The organism is Duganella alba (assembly GCF_009674495.1).
GTDB lineage: Bacteria > Pseudomonadota > Gammaproteobacteria > Burkholderiales > Burkholderiaceae_D > Rugamonas > Rugamonas alba.
The window spans coordinates 36,229-57,372 of record NZ_WKJN01000002.1 but is presented as its reverse complement, the minus strand read 5'-3'; the positions used below and the strand labels follow the sequence as shown (position 1 = coordinate 57,372).

Genomic DNA, 21,144 nt, shown 5'->3' with positions numbered 1-21,144 from the left:
TTACGGCAGCAGGCCGGCCGTGCGGTAGGCGGCCAGCGTGTTGTCGAACACCTGCACATCGTTGCAGCCGCGCGCCACCAGCTGCGCCCCTTCAATCGCCGAGAACACGGCGAACGCCCAGCCCTTCACCGCCGCCGCGTCCATCTTCGGCTTGCCCAGCGCCAGCACGCGCGCCAGCCAGCCGACGATCAGCGCGGTGAAGCGCTCCACCTCCGCCTGCACCTCCGGCGCCAGCGACGGCCGCTCGGCCGCCAGCACGCCCACCATGCACATGCGGTTCTCGCGCAGCAGCGTATCGCGGAACACGTCGGCATATTTGGCCACACAGGTCTTCCAGTCCACGCCCTGCGCCAGCAGCCCGTCCAGATAGCCGAGGAACTCCTCGGTGTACTGGCGCGCCAGCGCCGCGCCCAGATCGCCCTTGGTCGGGAAGTAGTAATGGATGCTGGAACTCTTCACGCCCACCGCCTCCGCCAGGTCGCGGAAGCTCAGCGCGTTGTAGCCGTTGGCCTGCACCATCAGCCGCGCCGCCATCATCACTTCCTGCTTCTTATCGCTTGCCATATCCATCTTTCAAAAATTATCGCTTGACGCGACAAAACGTCCGGGATTAATATCTATCTACCGATAGATAGACAATTCCGGAAACGCCTGACTATCGGCCTATTTTAATCTATCTACCGAAAGGTAGAATTATGAAAGCCGAATATGAAGATTTATGACATGCCTGGATTCCCCAATCCCGCCCGCATCCACATCGTCCTGGCCGAAAAAGACCTGGCCGCGCAGTTTGAATTCGTCAAGGTGGACCTGTTCGCCGCCGAACACAAGCAGCCGGCCTTCCTGGCCAAGAATCCCGGCGGCGTGGTGCCGGTGCTGGAGCTGGACGACGGCACCCACATCGCCGAATGCATCGCCATCACCGAATACCTGGACAACCTCGACGGCCATCCGACGCTGACCGGCGCCACGCCGCGCGACAAGGCGCTGATCCACATGATGCAAAAGCGCGCGGACGACTGGATGATCGACGGTATCGGCGCCTACTTCCACCACGCCACGCCCGGCCTCGGGGCAACGCTGGAAGCCTACAAAAGCCCGGAATGGGCGGGACGCAAGGAATGGGGCGAACGCCAGCTGGAGAAATTCAAAAACGGCATGCGCTACTTCGACAGCGTGCTGGCGCAACAAGCCTACATCGCCGGCCCGCGGTTCTCGGTGGCCGACATCACCGTCTACTGCGCGCTGCTGCACGCCGCCTTTGTCGGCATCACCGTCACCGATGACTACCCGGCGCTGGCGGCATGGCAGGCCGGGGTCGCCGACCGCCCGAGCGTGAAAAACCGCGGCGGGCAGTCGTAACAGCCGAGGTGGCGATCAGCAGTCCGCGGTCGCCACATTGCCCTTCTGCTGCTGCTCGCGGCAGCGCGGGGAATCGCGCGCCATGGTGCGGCGGTTGTCCTCCTTCAGACGCTCGGCCTCGCGCGCGCGCTCCTCCATGATCGGCTGCGCCGCCGCCTGGTCCTTGTCCAGTCCCGGCACATTGGCCGGACGCTGGATGGTGGCCGCCAGATCCGCATGGATCGGCAGATTGGTCCAGTAAGTGTTCTTGGCGCCGCTGACCCAGACCGCCGTCACTTCCGGCGTCGCCAGCGTCGACACGCCTTCCGGATATTCATAGGTGCGCACCACCGGCGCCACGCCCAGCGACTTGCCGCCTTCGTAGATGGTGGCGCCGACCGGCATGGTGTCATAGGTCAGCATGGCGGTGCGGGTGCCGGTGGCGGCGCAGCCGGTCAGGGCGGCGGCGAAAGCAGCGAGCATGGCTGCGCGTGCGATATGGTTCATTGAATTCTCCTTGGTTTTTATGCCTGGTTTTTATGAATAGGCGCCGCACAATTGGCGGCGATAAAAGCTGCCTGCGTGGGCATGGCGTTCACGCAGTTCCTGATGACGCTTTCCACTTCGTGCAAAAAGCCGCTGATCTGCTGCTCGCCGGTCAAGTCTACCAGCGGATGGGCGGCACGCGGACGAATCCGCTGCCCGTGCAGCACCTGCAGCCAGTTATGCTTGGTAAACAGCTCCAGGCCGTCGCGGAACACCCGGCCATGGCTGCGGAACAAATCGATCCGGTGCTGAAGATCCTCCGGCACTTCCATCTCGCGGCAGTAGTTCCAGAAGCGCGTGTCGTTCCGCTCGGTGGCCTTGTAGTGCAGGATGACGAAATCGCGCGCCCAGCGGTACTCCTCGTCCATCACCCGGTTGTACTGGCGGATATCGGCCTCCGCGAAGCCGCCGGCCGGGAAGTACGTAATCAGATGCGCGATCGCCATCTGGATCAGATGGATGCTGGTCGACTCCAGCGGCTCGATAAAGCCGCACGACAGCCCGATCGACACCACGTTGCGGTTCCACGCCTTGCTGCGCTTGCCGGTGCGGAAGCGGATGGTGCGCGGTTCGGCCAGCGCCTCGCCATCCAGATTGTTGATCAGGATGGCCTGCGCCTCGTCCGCGCTCATGAATTTGCTGGAAAACACATGGCCATTGCCGATGCGGTGCTGCAGCGGAATGCGCCACTGCCAGCCGGCGCCGTGCGCCGTGGCGCGCGTGTACGGCGTCAGCGCCGGCGCGTTCGCGCACGGCACGGCAATCGCCGTATCGCACGGCAGCCAGTGCGACCAGTCCTCGAACGGCGTGTTGACCGCATCGATCAGCAGCGCACGGAAGCCCGAGCAGTCGATGAACAAGTCGCCGCCGACCTGCGTGCCATCCTCCAGCACCACGGCCGTGACATGGCCGTCGGCGTCGCGCTGGCGCACCTCGGTGATCTTGCCTTCCACCCGCCGCACGCCGCGCGCCTCGCTGAAGTTGCGCAGGAATTTGGCGTACAGCGATGCGTCGAACTGGTAGGCGTGGACGATCTGCGACAACGGCGAGTTGCCGAGATCCGGCCGCGCGCGCAAAAACTTGTTGTGCATGGCCGCGACGTTATTGATCGAATAGTGGTCCAGCTCCGCTGCCTTGCCGGCCAGGTACTGCTTCAGCCAGTGCTGGTAGAAATCCACGGTCCAGCCATCCTGCCCGATCGCGCCGAAACCGTGCATATAGCGGTCGCCGACGCGCCCCCAGTTGACGAACTCGATGCCGAGCTTGAACGTGCCCTGCGTCTGCCGCATGAAATCGTCCTCGTCCAGCTCCAGCATGCGGTTGAACAGGTTAATCATCGGAATGGTGGCTTCGCCGACGCCGATGGTGGCGATCTGGTCCGACTCCACCAGCCGGATGTTGTACTGGCCCTTCAGCATCTTCGACAGCGCTGCGGCCGTCATCCAGCCGGCGGTGCCGCCGCCGACGATGACAATGTCTTTTAATGGTTGCATCTTCGCTCCAGAAGATAAAAAGCCCCTTGCCGAAGAAATCCGGACAAGGGGCTTTTACTTTACCTCACAGGTTCAGCTTACATCTTGTAGCTGACGCTGAAGAACAGGGTGCGGCCGGTCTGCGTGCGGGTCTTGGTCGAACCGTCGGCATTGGACTCCACGTAGTAAGGGCTGTTCAGGTTGTTACCCTCGACGCGGAACGACAGGCCTTTCATCGGGCCGGTCTGGATCTCGTAACCGATCTGCGCCGACAGCCACTTCTGCGACTCGATGTACACCAGCGACGGGAAGCCGCCGACGGTGTCGTTGGCCACGTTGCCCACATAGCGCGAACGGTAGTTGGTGGCGACGAAGGCGCTGAAGCCGCTCTTCTCGAAGTACAGCTGCAGCTTGGCGTTGGTTTTCGACAGGCCTGGCAGCGGGATATTGCCGGCGTCGGCCGCCTGGTCCGGGTTCTTGCCGATAATGTTAGGCAATTGCACCGAGCTGAAGGTCGACGAATAGCTGCCCGACGCCCCGAAGCCGTTCAGGATCGGGTGAATCAGCTCGAACGGCGCCGACGCGGTCAGTTCCACGCCCTTCAGGTTGCCGCCACTGCCGTTGACCGTGGTGGTGTAGATACCCTTGGTGCCGGCGGCCGGCGGGGTCTGGCCGAAGGCCGCCATGTACGGCGTGAAGTCGAACTGCGAATCGGTCATCGGCACGATGTAGCTGTTCAGCTTTTTGTAGAACAGCGCGGCGCTGATGTAGCCCTTCTTGGCGAAGTATTTTTCCAGCGACAAGTCCAGCGCATCGGCGCGGAACGGCTTCAGGTTCGGGTTACCCGCCGAACCTTCGAAGCGCGCTGGCGGCGCCGGCTGGCCGTTGACGGCGGTCGGCGTGCTGTTGGTGGCGAAGCTGAACGAGTTACGCATGTCGGTCATGTTCGGACGCGCCAGCTGTTTCGACATGGCGAAACGGCCCAGGTAGCTGTTGCCCAGATCGAAATTCAGGTTCAGCGACGGCAGGAAATCGTTGTAGCTGGTGCCATCGGTCACCAGGCCGGTCGACGGGTCGGCCAGCACCGGCGAGGCGCCTACCGCTGCATGGTAGCCGGTCGCTTCCTGCTTGGTGTGCACGGCCTGGAAGCCGACGTTGCCGCTGACCGGGATCTCGCCGACGCGGCTGTCGATATCCAGCTTGGCGTAGGCGGTGCTCAGTTTTTCCTGCACGCCGTAGGATTTCGACAGGATGTCGGCAGCGTACTTGCGCTGCACCACGGCGCCAGGAATCAGGTTGACCTGTGGATCGAACACCAGCATGCTCAGGCCGGTGCCGCCAACGTTGTTGGCCACCGTCGAACCGCTCGGGAAGGCAATGCGGTCGTAGCCGCCGCCGGTGATCGACTGGATCACGCCTTCATCGGCCACGCGCTTCTTGGTGCGGTCGGTGAAGTTGACGCCGAAGCGCAGGTTCGAGAAGTAGCCGTTCTCCGGGAGTTCGTACTTGGCTTCCAGGCGGATCGCATTGACCTGGTCGCGGATGGTCGGGCCCTTGTAGTAACCGGCCTGCGAGATCGAGCCGCACGCTGAGTCGTTGGCGATGCCGGACCAGCCGCACTGGTTGCGCACGGCCATGGTGTTCGGGTCGGTCAGGCTGTTGCCGTAAGCCATGGTCGGAATATGACCATCCAGACCGGTCAGGGTCAGGTTGGCGTTGGTCGGCGTGCCGCCGTAGTATTCCACGTCGCGCTCGACGCGGTCGGCCGAGTTGTGGCTCAGGTCGAGCATGGTGCTCCAGCCGTTGCCCAGTTTCAGGTTGGTTTTCCAGCCGATCGACTTGATGGTGTCGTTGTCCAGGATGCCTTCGTTGCGGTCGATCAGGCCCACATTGGTCATGGTGCCGGCGGTGGCCACGCCGTTGACCACGGTGGCGTTGTTGAACACGCCTTTCAGCGTCTTGTCGGTCAGCGTGCCAGGGATCTGGATCTGGCTGACCTTGGTGTAGTCGTCGATCTTCGACCAGAACATATCGATCTGGCTGTTGAAGTCGCGGTTAGGCTTGAACGCGATGATCGCCGCCACGCCCTTGCGGTCGTCGCGCACATTGCGGGTGCTGGCGTTGTAGCCCGAGCCGCCCGGCACCTTGGCGTCGACGATGCTGCCGTTGGCCAGCGTCACCGGGCCGGTGTAGTCGCCCCAGGTGCCGAATTCATATTGCGACGCATCGCTGGTCTGACGCACGTAGCCGATCGCCACACCCAGGGTGCGGTTCAGGAACTGGTCGATGTAGGTGACGCTCTCGCGGTGTCCCTGGCCCTGCGCTTCCAGGCCCAGGCCGTTCTTGGTCTTCTGGTACTTGACCGCGATGGTGCGCTTGCCGAAGGCCAGCGGATCGATCAGTTGCTGGTCGATGGTGCCGGCCAGGCCCGCGCCCATGACGGTCGAATCGGTGGTTTTGTAGACGGTGGCGCCGGCGATCAGTTCAGCCGGATAGGCGCTCAGGTCGACCGAGCGGCTGTCGCCGGTGCTGGTCTGTTCGCGGCCGTTCAGCAGGTAGCCGGCGAAGTCCGGGCCTAGGCCGCGGATGCTGACGGTGGAGGCATTGCCGTCCTTGGTACGCTGGGTGGTCAGGCCTGGCAGGCGGGCCAGCGACTCGGCGATGGTGGTGTCCGGCAGCTTGCCGATGTCTTCCGCCGAAATCGCTTCCACGATGGAGCTGGCGTCTTTCTTGACCGAGATCGCGTCTTCGATGCCGCGGCGGATACCGGACACGGTCACGCTCTGCACGGCATCGGCGGCCGGCGCGGTCTGCGCGAAGGCGGGCTGGACCAGTGTCGACAGCAATACGGCGCAACCAGCGGCGACCGGGCTCAATTTAAAAGCGGCCTGGGCGGCGCCGCGCTGGTTAACGGAATTCTTCATCAGTGTCCCCTCATCATCAAAAAAATACCCGCGACACCACGGCCGGCTCTGGCTACATCGACTACACGGGTTCCAAGGAATACGAACGCTCTCAAGGACGTTCTAAGCGGAATTTTGTACTAAAACTAGATTCTGTGTCAATCAAGCTTCAGCATTCTTACGCCTTCATAGGCGCGCCAGCCCTTGCATCCCCTATGAAAACCTGGTTCTCGTTGTATTTCGGCTACAGAAGCGGGCCGGCGTCCGTGTAGTGGAACTACATTTTGCTGTGCACCAAGCCAGGATTCTGTTGCATTTCCTACCTGTCAACCCGGCGCAGTCAAGCGACAGGCCGGCACGGGCTGAATATCTGTATTAAAACTAGAAAAAGCGACAGTTTTCATAGTATTCTCGGGCGAAACCATCAAAATGCGCCTGTAGTACGACTACTACAAGCCCCTCTGGAGACTGTATGAACAAGATTCTCGCCACCGCGCTGCTGTCGGCGCTCCCGCTGGCCGCCCCGGCCGCCCCTTACCAGATCGACCACATGGACCCGCCGCTGTGGTGGACCGGCATGCACAACACCCGGCTGCAGCTGATGGTGCACGGCCAGCAGATCGCCGACCTGGAGCCGGCGCTGGCCTATCCCGGCGTGCGCATCGCCGCGGTCAGCCGGGTCGCCAACCGCAACTACCTGTTTGTCGACCTGGAGATCGCGCCGGACACCCAGCCCGGCAAGATCGACCTGACCTTCAAGCGCGGCAGCCAGAACGTCCATTACAGCTACCAGCTGCTGGCGCGTGCGCCCGGCTCGGCGCAGCGCGCCGGCTTCAGCAGCAAGGACGCCATCTACCAGGTCATGCCCGACCGCTTTGCCAACGGCAATCCGGCCAACGACAGCGCCGCCGGCATGAGTGAGCGCGCCGACCGCGCCAACAAGGGCGGCCGCCACGGCGGCGACATCAGCGGCATGGCCGACCACCTCGACTACATCGCCGGCATGGGCTTCACCATGCTGTGGCCGACGCCGCTGCTGGAATCGAACATGCCGGACTACTCCTACCACGGCTACGCCACCACCGACCACTACCGCATCGACCCGCGCTACGGCAGCAACGAGGAATACCGCGACTTCGTGGCGCAGGCGCGCAGCAAGGGCATCGGCGTGATCCAGGACGTGGTGCTCAACCACATCGGCAGCAGGCACTGGTGGCTGCAGGACATGCCGGCGCCGGACTGGCTCACCTACCAGGGCAAGTACGTGCCGACCGAGCACCACCGCGTGGCGCTGCAAGACCCGTATGCGTCGGAGCAGGACAAGACCAACTTCACCGCCGGCTGGTTCACGCAAAGCATGCCGGACCTGAACCAGGCCAATCCCTACCTGGCCACCTATCTGATCCAGAACGACATCTGGTGGGTGGAATACGCCGGCCTGGCCGGCCTGCGGGTCGACACCTACGGCTATTCCAACACCGACTTCCTGAGCCGCTGGTCCGGCGCGCTGATGGCCGAGTACCCGCACCTGAACATGGTGGGCGAGGAATGGAGTCCCCTGGCGCCGGTGGTGGCGCACTGGCAGGAGGGCAAGCGCAACTTCAACGGCTACGCATCGCACATGCCAAGCATGATGGACTTCCCGCTGACCGACGCCATGCGCCGCGGCCTGGCCGCCGGCGACGGCGATGAACACAGCCTGACCACGCTGTACGAAGCGCTGTCGCTCGACTACCTGTACCCGAATCCGGGCAACCTGGTGCTGTTCGAAGGGAACCACGACGTCTCGCGCATCTTCAGCGAACTGCATGGCGATGAAGACCTGTTCCGCATGGCGATGGCCTTCGTGGCGACCGCGCCGCGCATCCCGCAGTTCTACACCGGCAGCGAAATCCTCATGACCAGCAACACCAAGGTGCGCGACGACGCCTCCTACCGCCTCGACTTTCCCGGCGGCTGGCGCGGCGACACCGTCAACGCCTTCACCGGCCAGGGCCTGACGCCGCAGCAACTGGCGGCGCAAGCCTACGTCAAGAAGCTGTTCAACTGGCGCAAGACCGCCACCGTCATCCACAACGGCAAGATGATGCACTACGGCCCGGAGCAGAACACCTACGTCTACTTCCGCTACGACGGCGCGAAGAAAGTCATGGTAGCCTTCAATAAAAACAAGACCGACACCGTGCTCAAGACGGCGCGCTTCCACGAAATGCTGGACGGCGTCAGCGCCGGCACGGACGTCATCAGCGGCCAGCGCGTCCCGCTGGCCGGCGAAGTCAAACTGCCGGCACGTTCGGTAACGATATTGGAGATTGAATAATGCGTTTCACCTTGTGCGCACTGGCCGCCGCCCTGAGCGCGGCCTTGCCCGCCCTGGCCGCCGACGCGGTCAGCCGCTACCCCACCTTTGACGGCAAACAGGAAACCGTGCGCTACGCCACGCCGGATGCCGCCGCCACACTGCGCAGCTACACCCAGTCCACCACCATGCGCGTGCGCGACGGCGGCAAGCAGGAAATCAGCTACGCCGAAAGCGCCGCGCTGCCGACCGTCCGCAGCGGCAACCTCGGCTTCGACGCGCTGTTCGCGCTGGCCGGCGTCGAAATGAAGCAGGACTCGGTGAGCGAAATCCGCGACGGCAGCTACAACGGCGGCAATCCGATCCCGTGCGACTGCTTCGAAACCGGCGAATCATGGCACTACGTGTGGACGCGCGACCTGTCCTACGCCGCCTCGCTGGGCCTCGGCATGCTCGACCCGCAGCGCACCCGCAACTCGCTGGAATTCAAGCTGGCCGGCTACCGCGACGGCGTCACGGCCGGCGCCCACGCCAGCGGCGACGGCTACCAGATCGTACAGGACACCGGCAGCGGCGGCAGCTGGCCGGTCAGCTCGGACCGCGTCAGCTGGGCCTTCGGCGCCGACGAAGCATTGAAAGCCCTGCCGCCGGCCGAACGCGCCGCCTTCGCACAGAAAGCCCTGCACGCGCTGCGCAACACGCTGGACAACGACCGCCTCGCCATCTGGGACGCCGCCGACGGCTTGTACAACGGCGAGCAATCCTTCCTCGACTGGCGCGACCAGACCTACGCCGCCTGGATACCGGACGAACTGGCCTTCATGGCCACCTCCAAGGCGCTGTCCACCAACGCCGCCCACTACAAGGCGCTGACGCTGGCCGCGCAGCTGGCGGCCGAACAGGGCGACGCCGCCGGCGCCGCGCGCTACAGCGGCTGGGCCGCCGACCTGAAAGCCGCCATCAACCAGCGCTTCTGGCAGGCCGACAGCGGCATGTACAGCAGCCTCACCGCCGGCCACTTCGACGGCGCCGCCGAATACAAGTACGACTGGCTGGGCCAGTCGCTGGCCATCGTCACCGGCATCGCCGACCAGCAGCAGGCGCAGAGCATCCTCGCGCACTACCCGCATGGTCCGCTGGGCGCGCCGGTGATCTGGCCGCAGCAGGCCAATACCGCCGTCTACCACAACCGCGCCATGTGGCCCTTCGTCACCACCTTCGGCCTGAAGGCGGCCGCCATCGGCGGCAACGTCGCCGTGGCCGATGCGGCCTACGACACGCTGCTGCGCGGCGCCGCCACCAATTTGTCCAACATGGAGAACCTGGAATGGCTGTCCGGCCAGCCGATGCTCGACGACGGCAAGTTGAGCGGCCCGGTGATCAACTCGCGCCGCCAGCTCTGGTCCGTGGGCGGCTACCTCGGCATGGTGGTCGGCAGCGTGTTCGGCGTGCAGACCACCAACGACGGCATCGCCCTGCACCCGTTCATCACCGCCAGGCTGCGCCGCGACACCTTCGCCGGCAGCGACGCCATCACGCTCAACAACCTGACCCTGCGCGGCAAACGCCTGCAAGTGCGCGTGCTGCTGCCCGCCGCCGTCGCCGGCAACGGCTACTACGCCGTCGACAGCATCACGCTGAACGGCAAGCTGGCCGCCGGCACGCTGGACTGGGAAGCGCTGGGCGACAACAACACCGTCGAAATCCGCCTCGGCAAACTGCTGCCCGGCCAGCAGGCCAAGCGCAGCGTGACCGCCAGGCCGCTGGTGCAGGACGCCGCCGTGTATGCGCCGGCCGAGCCGCGCATCGCCAAGCTGGAACGCGGCAGCTACGGCCTGCCGACGCTGCGCATCGACGGCGGGGGCAAAGGCGTGGCGTTCAACGTCTACCGCAACGGCCAGCTGGTCGGCCCGCGCATCACGGCCGCCACCTGGGCCGACCGCCACGCCGGCACGGAAGCCAATCTTTGCTATGCGGTGGAAGCCGTGTACACCAGCTCCGGCAACCGCAGCCACCACAGCATGCCGGCATGCCTGAACAGCGGCGAGGAAATCGCCGTCTCGCGCAACGGCTGGGGCGCGCCTTCCGACACCTTTGCCCAGACCTTCAAGGTGGAGCGCGAAGGCGGCTACGCGGTGCATATCAAGTACCGCAACACCGCGCACGACATCCGCCTCGGCGTCAGCGGCGGCGTCAAATGGGCGTCGTTGAAGGACAGCGGCGGCGCCGTCGTCGCCAGCGGCGTGGTGCAGCTGCCGCACTCGCCGGCGGCGCAGGGCGCGAAGTATTCGACGCCGCTGCGCGCCAGCCTCAAGCCCGGCAGCTACACGCTGGAACTGGACGACTTCTACAACATGAGCTACATGAAGAACAACGCCACCTACGGCGATGCGGGCGGCGTCAAGGGGCCGTCCAACAAGTTCGACATCCACGGCGTGCGCATCATGCTCACGAAGTAGTGACGGCCACGCGCTGCCGGCCGCCGGCCAGCAGCGCCTCCACCTCTTCCGGCGCCACCGGGGCGCTGATGCAGAAGCCGAACGCCTCGTCGCAGCCCATCGCCGACAACTGCGCCAGCTGCCCGGCGTTCTCCACGCCGGCCGCGATCACCTGCATGTTCAGCGTATGCGCCATCTCGATAATGGCGCGCACCATCGCCCCGCCGCGCGCCAGGTCGTCGACAAACGACTTGTCGATCTTCACCACATCCACCGGGAAGCGCCGCAGGTAATTGAGCGACGCATAGCCGGTGCCGAAATCGCTGATCGCAATCCGCACGCCCAGCTGCTTGAACTGCTGCAGGATCTCCTCCGCGTTCTGGTTCTTATCGATCAGCATGGCCTCGGTGATTTCCAGCTCGATGCAGCGCCCCGGCACGCCGGCCTTGTCCAGGATCGCCGCGAAGCTCGGCGCGATATCCTTGTGGAAGAACTGGCGCGGCGACAGGTGCAGCGCCACCGTCTGCACCTGTCCCTGCTCCAGCCAGCGGCGCGCCTGCGCCACCGCCGTCGTCATCGCCCACGAGCCGACCGGCAGTATCAGCGCGCTCTGCTCCAGCACCGGCAGGAAGTCCAGCGGCATCACCAGCCCCAGCTCCGGATGCTTCCAGCGCAGCAGCGCCTTCACGCCGGTGATGCGCCGCTCCTTCAGATTCATCTTGGGCTGGTAGGTGAGGATGAATTCATTGTGCTCCAGCGCGTGGCGCAGCGCCGTCTCCAGGATCAGCCGCGAATACGCCTTGGCCTGCATGCTGGGCAGGAAGCGCAGACTGGCGCCCTTGCCGCGCTGCTTGGCCGCGTACATCGCCAGATCGGCCTTCTCGATCAGCGTGTCGATATCCTCGTCATCGTCCGGGTACACCGCCACGCCGATGCTGGCCGCCACGTCCAGCAGCTCGCCGTTGACGGTGAACGGCTCGGCGATGGCCAGCATGATCTTCTCCGCCACCTGCTGCGCGTCGGCGCCGCTGCGCAGCTCCGTCAGCAGCACGATGAATTCGTCACCGCCCTGGCGCGCCACCGTATCGACCTCGCGCACGCACTGGCGCAGGCGCTGGGCGAACTGCACCAGCACCTGGTCGCCGGCGTCATGGCCCAGCGTATCGTTGATGGCTTTAAAACTGTCGATATCGACAAACAACACCGCCAGCAGATTGTCGTGGCGGCGCGCGTAGGCCACGCCGTGCTCCAGCTGCATCTGGAATTGCAGGCGGTTCGGCAGGCCCGTCAGGCTGTCGTGATGGGCGATAAAGTCCAGCCGCATTTCGGTGTCGCGCTGCGCCGCCAGCGCCGCCTGCAACTGGGCACAGCGCGCGCGCAGGCCGCGCGCCTGCCACTGGCCGGCCGCCAGCGCCAGCAAACATGGCGCAATGACGGCCGCCACCATCCATATGCTGTTCATGCTGTCCCTCTCCGTCGGCTGCTGCGGAAGAGGAATGATAGTGGATAGTGGCGAGGGAAAAAGGCCGTTCACGCGCACGGTTGAGGCGCATCAAACGGCCTGTGGCAAATGCTAGCCCGCCAGTTGCAGGGTGCGGCTGCGCGGGGAAGGCAGCCTGGCCATGCCGGACTGCTCCTGCAGCTTGAAGATGCTGACCGCCTCCGACAGGCTGGCCGCCTGCTGCTGCAGCGCATCGGCCGCCGCGGCCGCCTCCTCCACCAGCGCCGCGTTCTGCTGCGTCACGCTGTCCATCTGGTTGATGGCGATGCTGATCTGCTCGATGCCGTCGCGCTGCTCGCCGCTGGCCACCGAAATTTCACCGATGATGGCGGTCACGCGCTGCACGCTGTGGACCACCTCGTTCATGGTCTCGCCGGCCTGGCCGACCAGGCGGCTGCCTTCCTCGACCCGGCCCACCGACGTGCCGATCAGCTCCTTGATCTCGCGCGCCGCCGCCGCCGAGCGCTGCGCCAGGTTGCGCACCTCCGACGCCACCACGGCAAAGCCACGTCCCTGCTCGCCGGCGCGCGCCGCTTCCACCGCCGCGTTCAGCGCCAGGATGTTGGTCTGGAAAGCAATCCCGTCGATCACGCCGATGATGTCGACAATCTTGCGCGAACTGTCGTTGATCTCGCCCATGGTATGCACCATCTGCGCCACCGCGTCGCCGCCGCGCGCCGCCACCGTGGACGCGCTGTCGGCCAGGCGGCAGGCCTCGGCCGCGTTCTCGTTGTTCTGCTTGACGGTGGTGGTCAGCTCCACCATCGCGGCGGCGGTCTGTTCCAGCGAACTGGCCTGCTCCTCGGTGCGGCCGGACAGGTCCATATTGCCTGCGGCAATCTCGACGGTCGCGCCGTGGATGGTCTCCGTGCCATGGCGTACCTGCCCCACGATATGGCTCAAGTTGCCCTGCATGGTTTTCAGCGCGCCCAGCAGGTCGCCGATCTCATCCTTGCTGTCGACCCGCACCTCGCTGCGCAGGTCGCCCGCCGCCACGGTTTGCGCCACGCTGACGGCCGCGTCCAGCGGACGGGTGATGCTGCGAATCAGCGACGTCACCGTGACGCAGCCGACAATCACCGTCACCAGCAGCGTGATGCCCATGGTGATCAGCGTCCGCCTGTAGGCCGCGCTGTTTTCCGCTTCGATGGCGGCGATCAGGCGTACCGACTCCTTGCCGATGAAGGCCACGATGTCATCGATTTTCTTGGTCGGCTCGCGGTCCATGCCCTTGACCAGGTTGTCCACCACGTGGGCGCTGTCCGGATTGGCGGAGTCGTATTTCTTCAGCGCCTCCATGTAGCGCGACACCAGCTCGTTCTGCGTCGCGATGGCGTCGTCCACCAGCGGCGTCGCCAGGCCCAGCTTGCCGAGCATGCCGTTCAGCTTCTGCAATTCGCCGCGCGTGGTGTCGCCGCCCTTGACGAAGGCCTTGCTGTACTTGTCGAGTTGGGCGGGATCATTGCCGCGTACCAGGATGTTCTTCCACTCCTGCACCTGGATCTTGAATTCCACCTGCGCGCTGCGCGCGGTGTCGATGGCCTGGCTCAACGCCACCGAACGTGCCAGGGCTTGCGCGCTGCGCACGTTGCTGCTCTCCAAAGCGCGCCATCCTGCCAGCGCGACGATAGCCAGCGCCACAAAGAAGAACCCTCCCAACAGGCCCAGCCGTACACCGATCTTCAGATTGGCGAGTTTCATGACGACCCTTTCCGTTGTTGGGGAACGGAATTCATCTTGCTACATCGCGCAAAAAAAATCTATGGATTCACTACGTTAAAGCAAGTCCATGCGATAAATGTTGGTAGGACGATTATCAGGCGGCAGCACTTTGTGTTCAATAAACGTCAGCCCGAGCTTGGCCAGCAGCGCGATCGACCTGGCGTTTCCCGGGTCCGTGATGCCCAGCAGGCGCGCAATGCGCAGCTGGTCGCGCGCATGGCCGACCACGGCGGCGGCGGCCTCATAGGTATAGCCCTGGCCGAAATGCGCCGGCCGGATCGCGTAGCCGATATCGACGTCGGGCAGCCAGTCGCGCTTGATCAGTCCGCACATGCCGAGCGGCGTACCGTCGTCCTTGCGCTCCATCACGTACAGCGAAAAGCCCAGCTTCTGCTGCATCGCGAACGGCCCCTCGATGATCGCCTTGCGCGCCGCCTCGACGGTATAAATGCCCTTGTCGCCGATATATTCCAGCCAGGTCGGATCATTGATCAGCGTGTGATAAAAAACCGCGTCATCCGCTTCGATGGTGCGCAGGGTCAGACGCTCCGTCTCAAGTATCTTCATGCATCGGGCCAGTGCGAAGGATCTTCCAGCAGCTGGTACATCACATACACATCCACATAACCGAGGTATTGATGGCGATACGCGCGCGGCAGGGTGCCGACGATGGAAAAGCCCAGCTTCTTCCACAGCAGCACGGCCGGCATATTCGAACTGACCACGTAGTTGAACTGCATCGCCAGATAGCCCTCGGCGCGGGCGCGGTCCAGGCAGTCGGCGCCCAGCAGCTTGCCGACGCCGACGCCCTGCGCCGCCGGGCTGACCATGAACGAAGCGTTGGCCACGTGCGCGCCGCGGTCGCGCTGATTCGGCATCAAGCGGTACATGCCGACCAGCCGCTCGCCGTTGTGGATCGCCACATAGCTTTGCAGGCCGGGACCGAACCAGTAGGCATGGCAATCTTCGCGGCTGGTGTCGGCCGCAAAATAATAGGTGTCGCCGCTGGCGATCAGCTCCTGAAATATGTCCCACATGGCGCCGAAGTCGGCTTCCGTGGCGGGTCGAATAGCAATTTCTTTCAAGACAGCTCCACGCGGATTGAACGATGTCCGATTGTCATGTATTTCGCGGTGCAAGTCCAGCGCGGACGCTCATCGGTTCAGACGGAAATCCACCTGCTCCGGCCGCCCCGGCAGACGGAGGCGCGCCTGCGCGCGCGGCGACTCCGCGATAATTTTTCCTCGGCGCATCACCATGCGGCGCGCGGCGCGCAGGCGGATGGCCTCCACCGGATCGGCCGCGTCGAGCAGCACCAGGTCGGCGTGGCAGCCGGGCGCGACGCCGTAATCCTGCAGGCCGAGGATGGCGGCCGGCGTGCTGGTGACGGCGCGGAAGCAATCGCGCATCGCCTCCTGGCCGGTCATCTGCGCCACGTGCAGGCCCATGTGCGCGACCTCCAGCATGTCGCCCGAGCCGAGGCTGTACCACGGGTCCATCACGCAATCGTGGCCGAAGGCGACCGGAATGCCGGCCGCCAGCATCTCCGGCACGCGCGTCATGCCGCGCCGCTTCGGGTAGGTGTCGTGGCGGCCTTGCAGCGTGATGTTAATCAGCGGATTGGCGATGGCCGCCACGCCCGCCTCGCGGATCAGCGGCAGCAGCTTGCTGACGTAATAATTGTCCATCGAATGCATCGACGTCAGGTGCGAACCGGTGACGCGGCCGTGCAGGCCGAGCCGGTTGCTCTGGTACGCCAGCGTTTCGATATGGCGCGACATCGGATCGTCCGACTCGTCGCAATGCATATCGACCATCAGGCCCTGATCGGCGGCGTACTCGCACAGGATGCGCACCGACTCCGCGCCCTCGGCCATGGTGCGCTCGAAGTGCGGAATGCCGCCCACCACGTCCACGCCCATGGTGATGGCGCGCTTCAGATTGATCAGCGCATTGGGCGCGCGCAGCACGCCGTCCTGCGGAAAGGCCACCAGCTGCAGATCCAGATACGGCGCCACCAGGCGCTTGACCTCCAGCAGCGCCTCCACCGCCAGCAGGCGGTCGTCGCAGACATCGACGTGGGTGCGGATGGCCAGCAGGCCGCGCGCCACGGCCCAGTCGCAATATTGCAGCGCGCGGTCGATCAGCGCCTGCTGGGTCAGATGCGGCTTCAGTTCGCCCCACAGCGCGATACCCTCCAGCAGCGTGCCCGAGGCATTGACGCGCGGCAAGCCGTAGCTCAAGGTGGCGTCCATATGGAAATGGGCATCGACAAACGGCGTGCTCAACAGATCGCCGGCTGCGTCGATCTCGTGCGCCGCCTGCAGCGGCAGGCGCGGACCGACGGCGGCGATGCGGCCATTCTCGATGGCAACGTCGACACCCTGCTGGCCGTCCGCCAGATTGGCGTTGCGTATCACGACATCCATCTGCGCTCCCATTGATTTGAAGTAAGGTCATTGTAGGCACATTCAACAAAATACACCAATTGTTGCGTCGCACTAATTGATATCGTGTTTGTGCATGCACATGGTAGAAAAAATAACTTTCCATCGCCAAAAATCGTCGCTAGAATGGCCTTATTGCGTTGCATCATAATTCAGGAGAAACCATGTCTTCGATCACCGAACAGTTTTCCGCCGCCACCAAATCGCAACTTGAAGCGCAATTCAAGATCTTCAACACCTTCGCCAGCACGGCCGTCGACAGCGCGCAGAAAGTCATCGCGCTCAACATCAGCACCGCCAAGCAGCTGCTGGCAGCCAAAGACCCGAGCGTGCCGCACCAGGGCAATTTCGACAGCCTGCTGGCCTACGGACGCGAGCTGTACAGCATTGCCTCGACCGCCCAGAGCGCGCTGCTGCAGAGTGCCCAGGGCACCTTCAAGCAAGTGACCGACCTGGCCGCGACCAAGCCCACGGTAGCGGCCGTACCGCCGGCGTTGTCCGCCGCCGTCAGCGCCGCGGTGGCCGCCGCCAACGAACCGGTCGCCAGCGTCCCGCTGGCGCCGGCAAAAGCGCCCAAAGCCAAACCAGCGGCCGCGCCGATCCCGGCGCAGGAAGAATTCGTCGAAGTCAAAGCCGCGGTCAAGCCATCCTTCCCCTCGCCGAAACCGATCGCCCTGGCGCCAGAAGGCAAACCCGCCAAATCCGCCCCCAAAGCCAAAAAATAAACTCCGGGGTCAGGTCCCCCATTTCTACACGAGCTGTGCCGTATGCGCAGCTACGGCACAGCTCGTGTAGAAATGGGGGACCTGACCCCGTCTTTTTGTGCATGCTGTATCCTAGCGGGCTACACGCTTTTCGAGGCAACATGCATGTCTAATCTTTCCCGGCTGATCGGCGGATTCGTCCGCCAGCACAGCCGCGCCTATATTCTGTCCGGCGCCATGCTGGCCGGCGTGGCGACCCTGAGTGTCTGGGTGCCGCGCAAGGTCGGCGCCATGATCGATGGCCTGGCCAATCACACCCTGTCCGGCAACGCCCTGCTGATGCAAATCGGCTCGCTGCTGCTGATCGGCCTGGGCATCTACTTCCTGCGCGTCGCCTGGCGGCAGATCCTGTACGGCGCCGCCTACCGGCTCGGCGTCTCGCTGCGCACCCGCCTGTATACCCGCATGACGCTGCAAGGCCCGGCCTTCTACCAGCGCCAGCGCACCGGCGACCTGATGGCGCTGGCCACCAACGATATCGACGCCATCGAAATGGCCGCCGGCGAAGCCATGCTGGCCGGCTTCGACGGCGCGCTGACGCTGGTGATGGTGCTGGGCGTGATGCTGCTCGGCGTCGACTGGCGCCTGGCCTGCATCGCGCTGCTGCCGTTCCCGCTGATGGGCTGGGCATTCTGGTATATCTCGGGACATATCCACACCGCTTCCACCGATTCGCTCAAGCGCTTCAGCGCGCTGAACGACCATGTGCAGGAAACGCTGTCCGGCGTGCGCACGCTGCGCGCGCTCGGCCTGGAACAGCGCAGCGCCAAGCAGTTTTCCGAACTGGCGTCGAAGGCCTCCGACGCCAGCCTGCGCGCGCAGGTATGGGAAGCCGCCTACGAACCCGCCGTCGGCCTGACGCTGACCGCCGCCAGCGGCCTCACGCTCGGCCTCGGCGGCTACCTGGTCTGGCAGAACCAGCTGACCATCGGCGCGCTGACCAGCTTCACCATGTACCTCGGCCAGCTCATTTGGCCGATGTTCGCCGCCGGCTGGGTACTGTCGCTGATCGAGCGCGGACGCGCCGCCTGGCAGCGCCTCCAGCCCATGCTCGATGCGCCGCTGGCCATCGACGATCACGGCAGCATCGCCGCCGTGCCTTCCGGCCCGCTGACGCTGCAAGGCATCAGCTACGCCTACGCCGAACAAAGCACGCCGGCCATCAGCGACATCACGCTGACGCTGCAACCGGGCCAGACCCTCGGCCTGGTCGGCCCCACCGGCAGCGGCAAGTCCACGCTGCTGCGCGTGCTGCTGCGCCAGCTGACGCCGCAACACGGCAGCGTGCAATGGAGCGGCCACGCGCTCGACGCATACAAGCTGCACGCGCTGCGCGCCGCCATCAGCTGGGTGCCGCAGGAGTCCTTCCTGTTCTCGGCCTCGATCGCCGACAACATCGCTCTCGCCCGTCCCAACGCAACACGCGCGGAAGTCGAACACGCGGCCGACCTGGCCGCCATCCACGACGACATCCTGCTGTTCGCCGACGGCTACGACACGCAGGTGGGCGAGAAAGGCATCACGCTGTCCGGCGGCCAGCGCCAGCGCGTCGCCATCGCCCGCGCGCTGCTGGCCGATAACGATCTGCTGCTGCTCGACGATGCGCTGTCCGCCGTCGACACCGGCACCGAAACCCGCATCCTCCAGCACCTCGAAGAACTGCGCCAGGCGCGCAAGGGCCGCAGCGCGGTCATCGCCAGCCACCGCCTGAGCTCCGTCGTCAGCGCCGACCTGATCGTCGTGCTGCGCGATGGCCGCATCAGCGAAACCGGCAGCCACGAACAGCTGCTGGCACTGGACGGCTGGTACGCCAGCCAGTGGCGCTATCAACAATTGGAAGCAAGTCTCGATGAAGCCTGAACAATCCACCACCGGCCAGATGCGCCAGGCGATCGCCCTGCTGCGCCGCGCCGCCCTGCCCGACCAGCACCATCTCGGCTGGGCCGTGCTGTGGCTGATGGCCGCCGCCCTGCTTGAAGTGATGGGCCCCATCATGGGCAAGGCGCTGATCGACGAACACCTGCTGCCGCACCACCTGGACTGGCCGCGCATGGCCGGCCTGCTGGCGGGCCTGGTGCTGACCGGCTGGATCGCCAGCGGTCTGCGCTACCTGCAACTGGTGCGCCTGTCCGGCCTGGCCATGCGTTCGGTGATGCGCCTGCGCGAAATGGTCTACACCCACGTGCTGCTGCTGCCGATGGCCTTCTTCGACCGCGCCATCACCGGCCAGTTGGTCTCGCGCGTCACCAACGACACCGAAGCGGTGAAAAGTCTGTATATCCAGGTGCTGTTTGTCATGCTCGATTCGACCATCGTGTTGGTCGGCACCGTCTGCGCCATGGCGTGGCTGGACTGGCGCCTGATGCTGATCGTGCTGGCGCTGCTGCCGGCGGTGCTGCTGATCGTCTGGCTGTACCAGCGCTGGAGCGCGCCGGCCGTCACCCGCGCCCGCGCGCTGCGCAGCGAAATCAATGGCCAGATGGCCGAATCGATCGGCGGCATGAGCGTGCTCCAGGCCAGCAACGCCGAGGCGCGCTTCGGCCAGCGCTTCGCCGCCACCAACCAGGACCACTACACGGCGCGCCTGTCGGAGCTGCGCGCCAACGCCTGGCTGCTGCGTCCCGCGCTCGACCTGTTCAACATCATCCTGCTGGCGGCGGTGATCTTCATGTTCGGCCACCGCGAGATGACGGCCGCCGAAGTCGGCGTGCTGTATGCCTTCATCAGCTACCTGGCGCGCGTGATCGAGCCGCTGATCCAGATCACCATGCAGTTCAGCCAACTGCAGCAATCGGTGGTGGCCACCGCGCGCGTGGCCACGCTGCTCGATGAAGGCGCGGCGCAGGAACACCGCAGCCGCGCAGCCGCCACCCGCGCGGCCGCCAACGACGACGACTCGCCCGCCGTCGCCATCCGCCACCTGAATTTCGCCTACAACGAAGGCCAGCCGGTGCTGCACGACCTGTCGCTGGACATCGCCCAGGGCGATTTCGTCGGCATCGTCGGCCACACCGGCAGCGGCAAGTCGACGCTGCTGTCGCTGCTGCTGCGCTTCTATCCGGCCAAACATGGCAGCATCCTGATGCACGGCGTGCCGCTGGACGACATCGACAACGACCGCTTCCGCGCCGAAGTGGGCCTGGTGCCGCAAGACCCGTTCCTGCTGGCCGCCTCGGCCCGCGAGAACATCGACATGGGCCGCGGCCTGACGCAGCCGCAGATCGAAGCGGCCGCGCGCGCCGCCCACGCCCACGACTTCATCGCGGCGCTCGACCAGGGCTACGACACGCCGCTGGGCGAAGGCGGCTCGCGCCTGTCGGTCGGCCAGAAGCAATTGATCGCCATCGCCCGCGCGCTGGCCGGCGCGCCGCGCATCCTGCTGCTGGACGAAGCGACCTCGCACATCGATTCGCAAACGGAGCAGATCGTGCAGGTGGCGCTGGACGAATTGCGCGGCAAGGTGACGGTGATCGCCATCGCCCACCGCCTGTCCACCATCCGCGACGCCAACCGCATCATCGTGCTCAATCACGGCCGCATCGCCGAAACCGGCGCCCACGAGCAGCTGATGCAAATCGACGGCGGCTTGTACCAACGCCTATACCTTTTGCAGCAGCTGGCAGCTTGAAAGTGTCAAAAAGCCACTGAAAACTGTGCGATTTTGGCGAAAAATCACAGGCTTCGGGGCTTTCTCGACTGCAACACGCCTAT

General features: G+C 64.9%; 15 protein-coding genes. 6 read left to right on the top strand and 9 right to left on the bottom strand.

Annotation, left to right across the window (positions count from 1 at the left end):
* Positions 1–564 carry a TetR/AcrR family transcriptional regulator gene (locus GJ695_RS02100; RefSeq protein ID WP_154361976.1) on the bottom strand — a complete coding sequence of 188 codons (564 nt, stop codon included), beginning with the start codon at positions 562–564 and terminating at the stop codon, positions 1–3.
* A 144-nt stretch (positions 565–708) separates the two neighbouring features.
* On the opposite strand from GJ695_RS02100, the gene GJ695_RS02095 reads away from it, so the two are divergent.
* Positions 709–1,362: a glutathione S-transferase family protein gene (locus tag GJ695_RS02095; RefSeq protein ID WP_154361975.1), complete on the top strand. Its 654-nt coding sequence runs from the start codon at positions 709–711 to the stop codon at positions 1,360–1,362.
* A 15-nt stretch (positions 1,363–1,377) separates the two neighbouring features.
* Here the strand turns inward: GJ695_RS02095 and GJ695_RS02090 are convergent, their stop codons facing one another.
* From GJ695_RS02090 to GJ695_RS02080, 3 genes are all read right to left on the bottom strand, one after another.
* Positions 1,378–1,848 carry a hypothetical protein gene (locus GJ695_RS02090; RefSeq protein WP_154361974.1) on the bottom strand — a complete coding sequence of 157 codons (471 nt, stop codon included), beginning with the start codon at positions 1,846–1,848 and terminating at the stop codon, positions 1,378–1,380.
* Positions 1,849–1,865: 17 nt separating this feature from the next.
* Complete coding sequence (locus GJ695_RS02085) at positions 1,866–3,380, bottom strand: tryptophan halogenase family protein (RefSeq protein WP_154361973.1); 1,515 nt, start codon at positions 3,378–3,380, stop codon at positions 1,866–1,868.
* A 77-nt stretch (positions 3,381–3,457) separates the two neighbouring features.
* A complete protein-coding gene (locus tag GJ695_RS02080; RefSeq protein WP_154361972.1) occupies positions 3,458–6,283 on the bottom strand; it encodes a TonB-dependent receptor in 2,826 nt (941 codons plus the stop codon).
* Positions 6,284–6,734: 451 nt separating this feature from the next.
* Between GJ695_RS02080 and GJ695_RS02075 the strand changes: the two genes are divergently transcribed.
* On the top strand, positions 6,735–8,582 hold the full coding sequence (locus GJ695_RS02075) for a glycoside hydrolase family 13 protein (RefSeq protein WP_154361971.1): 1,848 nt from the start codon (positions 6,735–6,737) through the stop codon (positions 8,580–8,582).
* Positions 8,582–11,020: an alpha-L-rhamnosidase-related protein gene (locus tag GJ695_RS02070; protein ID WP_166455046.1), complete on the top strand. Its 2,439-nt coding sequence runs from the start codon at positions 8,582–8,584 to the stop codon at positions 11,018–11,020. Before GJ695_RS02075 ends, GJ695_RS02070 begins: the two co-directional genes overlap by 1 nt.
* Here the strand turns inward: GJ695_RS02070 and GJ695_RS02065 are convergent.
* From GJ695_RS02065 to GJ695_RS02045, 5 genes are all read right to left on the bottom strand, one after another.
* A complete protein-coding gene (locus GJ695_RS02065; protein WP_154361970.1) occupies positions 11,010–12,461 on the bottom strand; it encodes a putative bifunctional diguanylate cyclase/phosphodiesterase in 1,452 nt (483 codons plus the stop codon). The genes GJ695_RS02070 and GJ695_RS02065 overlap by 11 nt on opposite strands.
* A gap of 111 nt (positions 12,462–12,572) precedes the next feature.
* Complete coding sequence (locus tag GJ695_RS02060) at positions 12,573–14,201, bottom strand: methyl-accepting chemotaxis protein (protein ID WP_154361969.1); 1,629 nt, start codon at positions 14,199–14,201, stop codon at positions 12,573–12,575.
* A gap of 75 nt (positions 14,202–14,276) precedes the next feature.
* Positions 14,277–14,789 carry a GNAT family N-acetyltransferase gene (locus tag GJ695_RS02055; protein WP_154361968.1) on the bottom strand — a complete coding sequence of 171 codons (513 nt, stop codon included), beginning with the start codon at positions 14,787–14,789 and terminating at the stop codon, positions 14,277–14,279.
* A complete protein-coding gene (locus GJ695_RS02050; protein ID WP_154361967.1) occupies positions 14,786–15,307 on the bottom strand; it encodes a GNAT family N-acetyltransferase in 522 nt (173 codons plus the stop codon). Before GJ695_RS02050 ends, GJ695_RS02055 begins: the two co-directional genes overlap by 4 nt.
* A gap of 69 nt (positions 15,308–15,376) precedes the next feature.
* A complete protein-coding gene (locus GJ695_RS02045) occupies positions 15,377–16,651 on the bottom strand; it encodes an amidohydrolase family protein (RefSeq protein WP_154361966.1) in 1,275 nt (424 codons plus the stop codon).
* Positions 16,652–16,833: 182 nt separating this feature from the next.
* On the opposite strand from GJ695_RS02045, the gene GJ695_RS02040 reads away from it, so the two are divergent.
* The 3 genes from GJ695_RS02040 to GJ695_RS02030 all read left to right on the top strand — a co-directional run bounded on the left by GJ695_RS02040 (position 16,834) and on the right by GJ695_RS02030 (position 21,061).
* The gene (locus tag GJ695_RS02040) at positions 16,834–17,394 is read left to right on the top strand and encodes a phasin family protein (RefSeq protein ID WP_154361965.1); all 561 of its coding nucleotides are present in this window, start codon (positions 16,834–16,836) and stop codon (positions 17,392–17,394) included.
* Between the two features lie 144 nt (positions 17,395–17,538).
* On the top strand, positions 17,539–19,293 hold the full coding sequence (locus tag GJ695_RS02035; RefSeq protein WP_154361964.1) for an ABC transporter ATP-binding protein: 1,755 nt from the start codon (positions 17,539–17,541) through the stop codon (positions 19,291–19,293).
* Positions 19,283–21,061, top strand: coding sequence for an ABC transporter ATP-binding protein (locus tag GJ695_RS02030; protein WP_154361963.1), 1,779 nt, complete (start codon positions 19,283–19,285; stop codon positions 21,059–21,061). The genes GJ695_RS02035 and GJ695_RS02030 overlap by 11 nt, the downstream gene beginning before the upstream one ends.
* Positions 21,062–21,144: the final 83 nt, after the last annotated feature.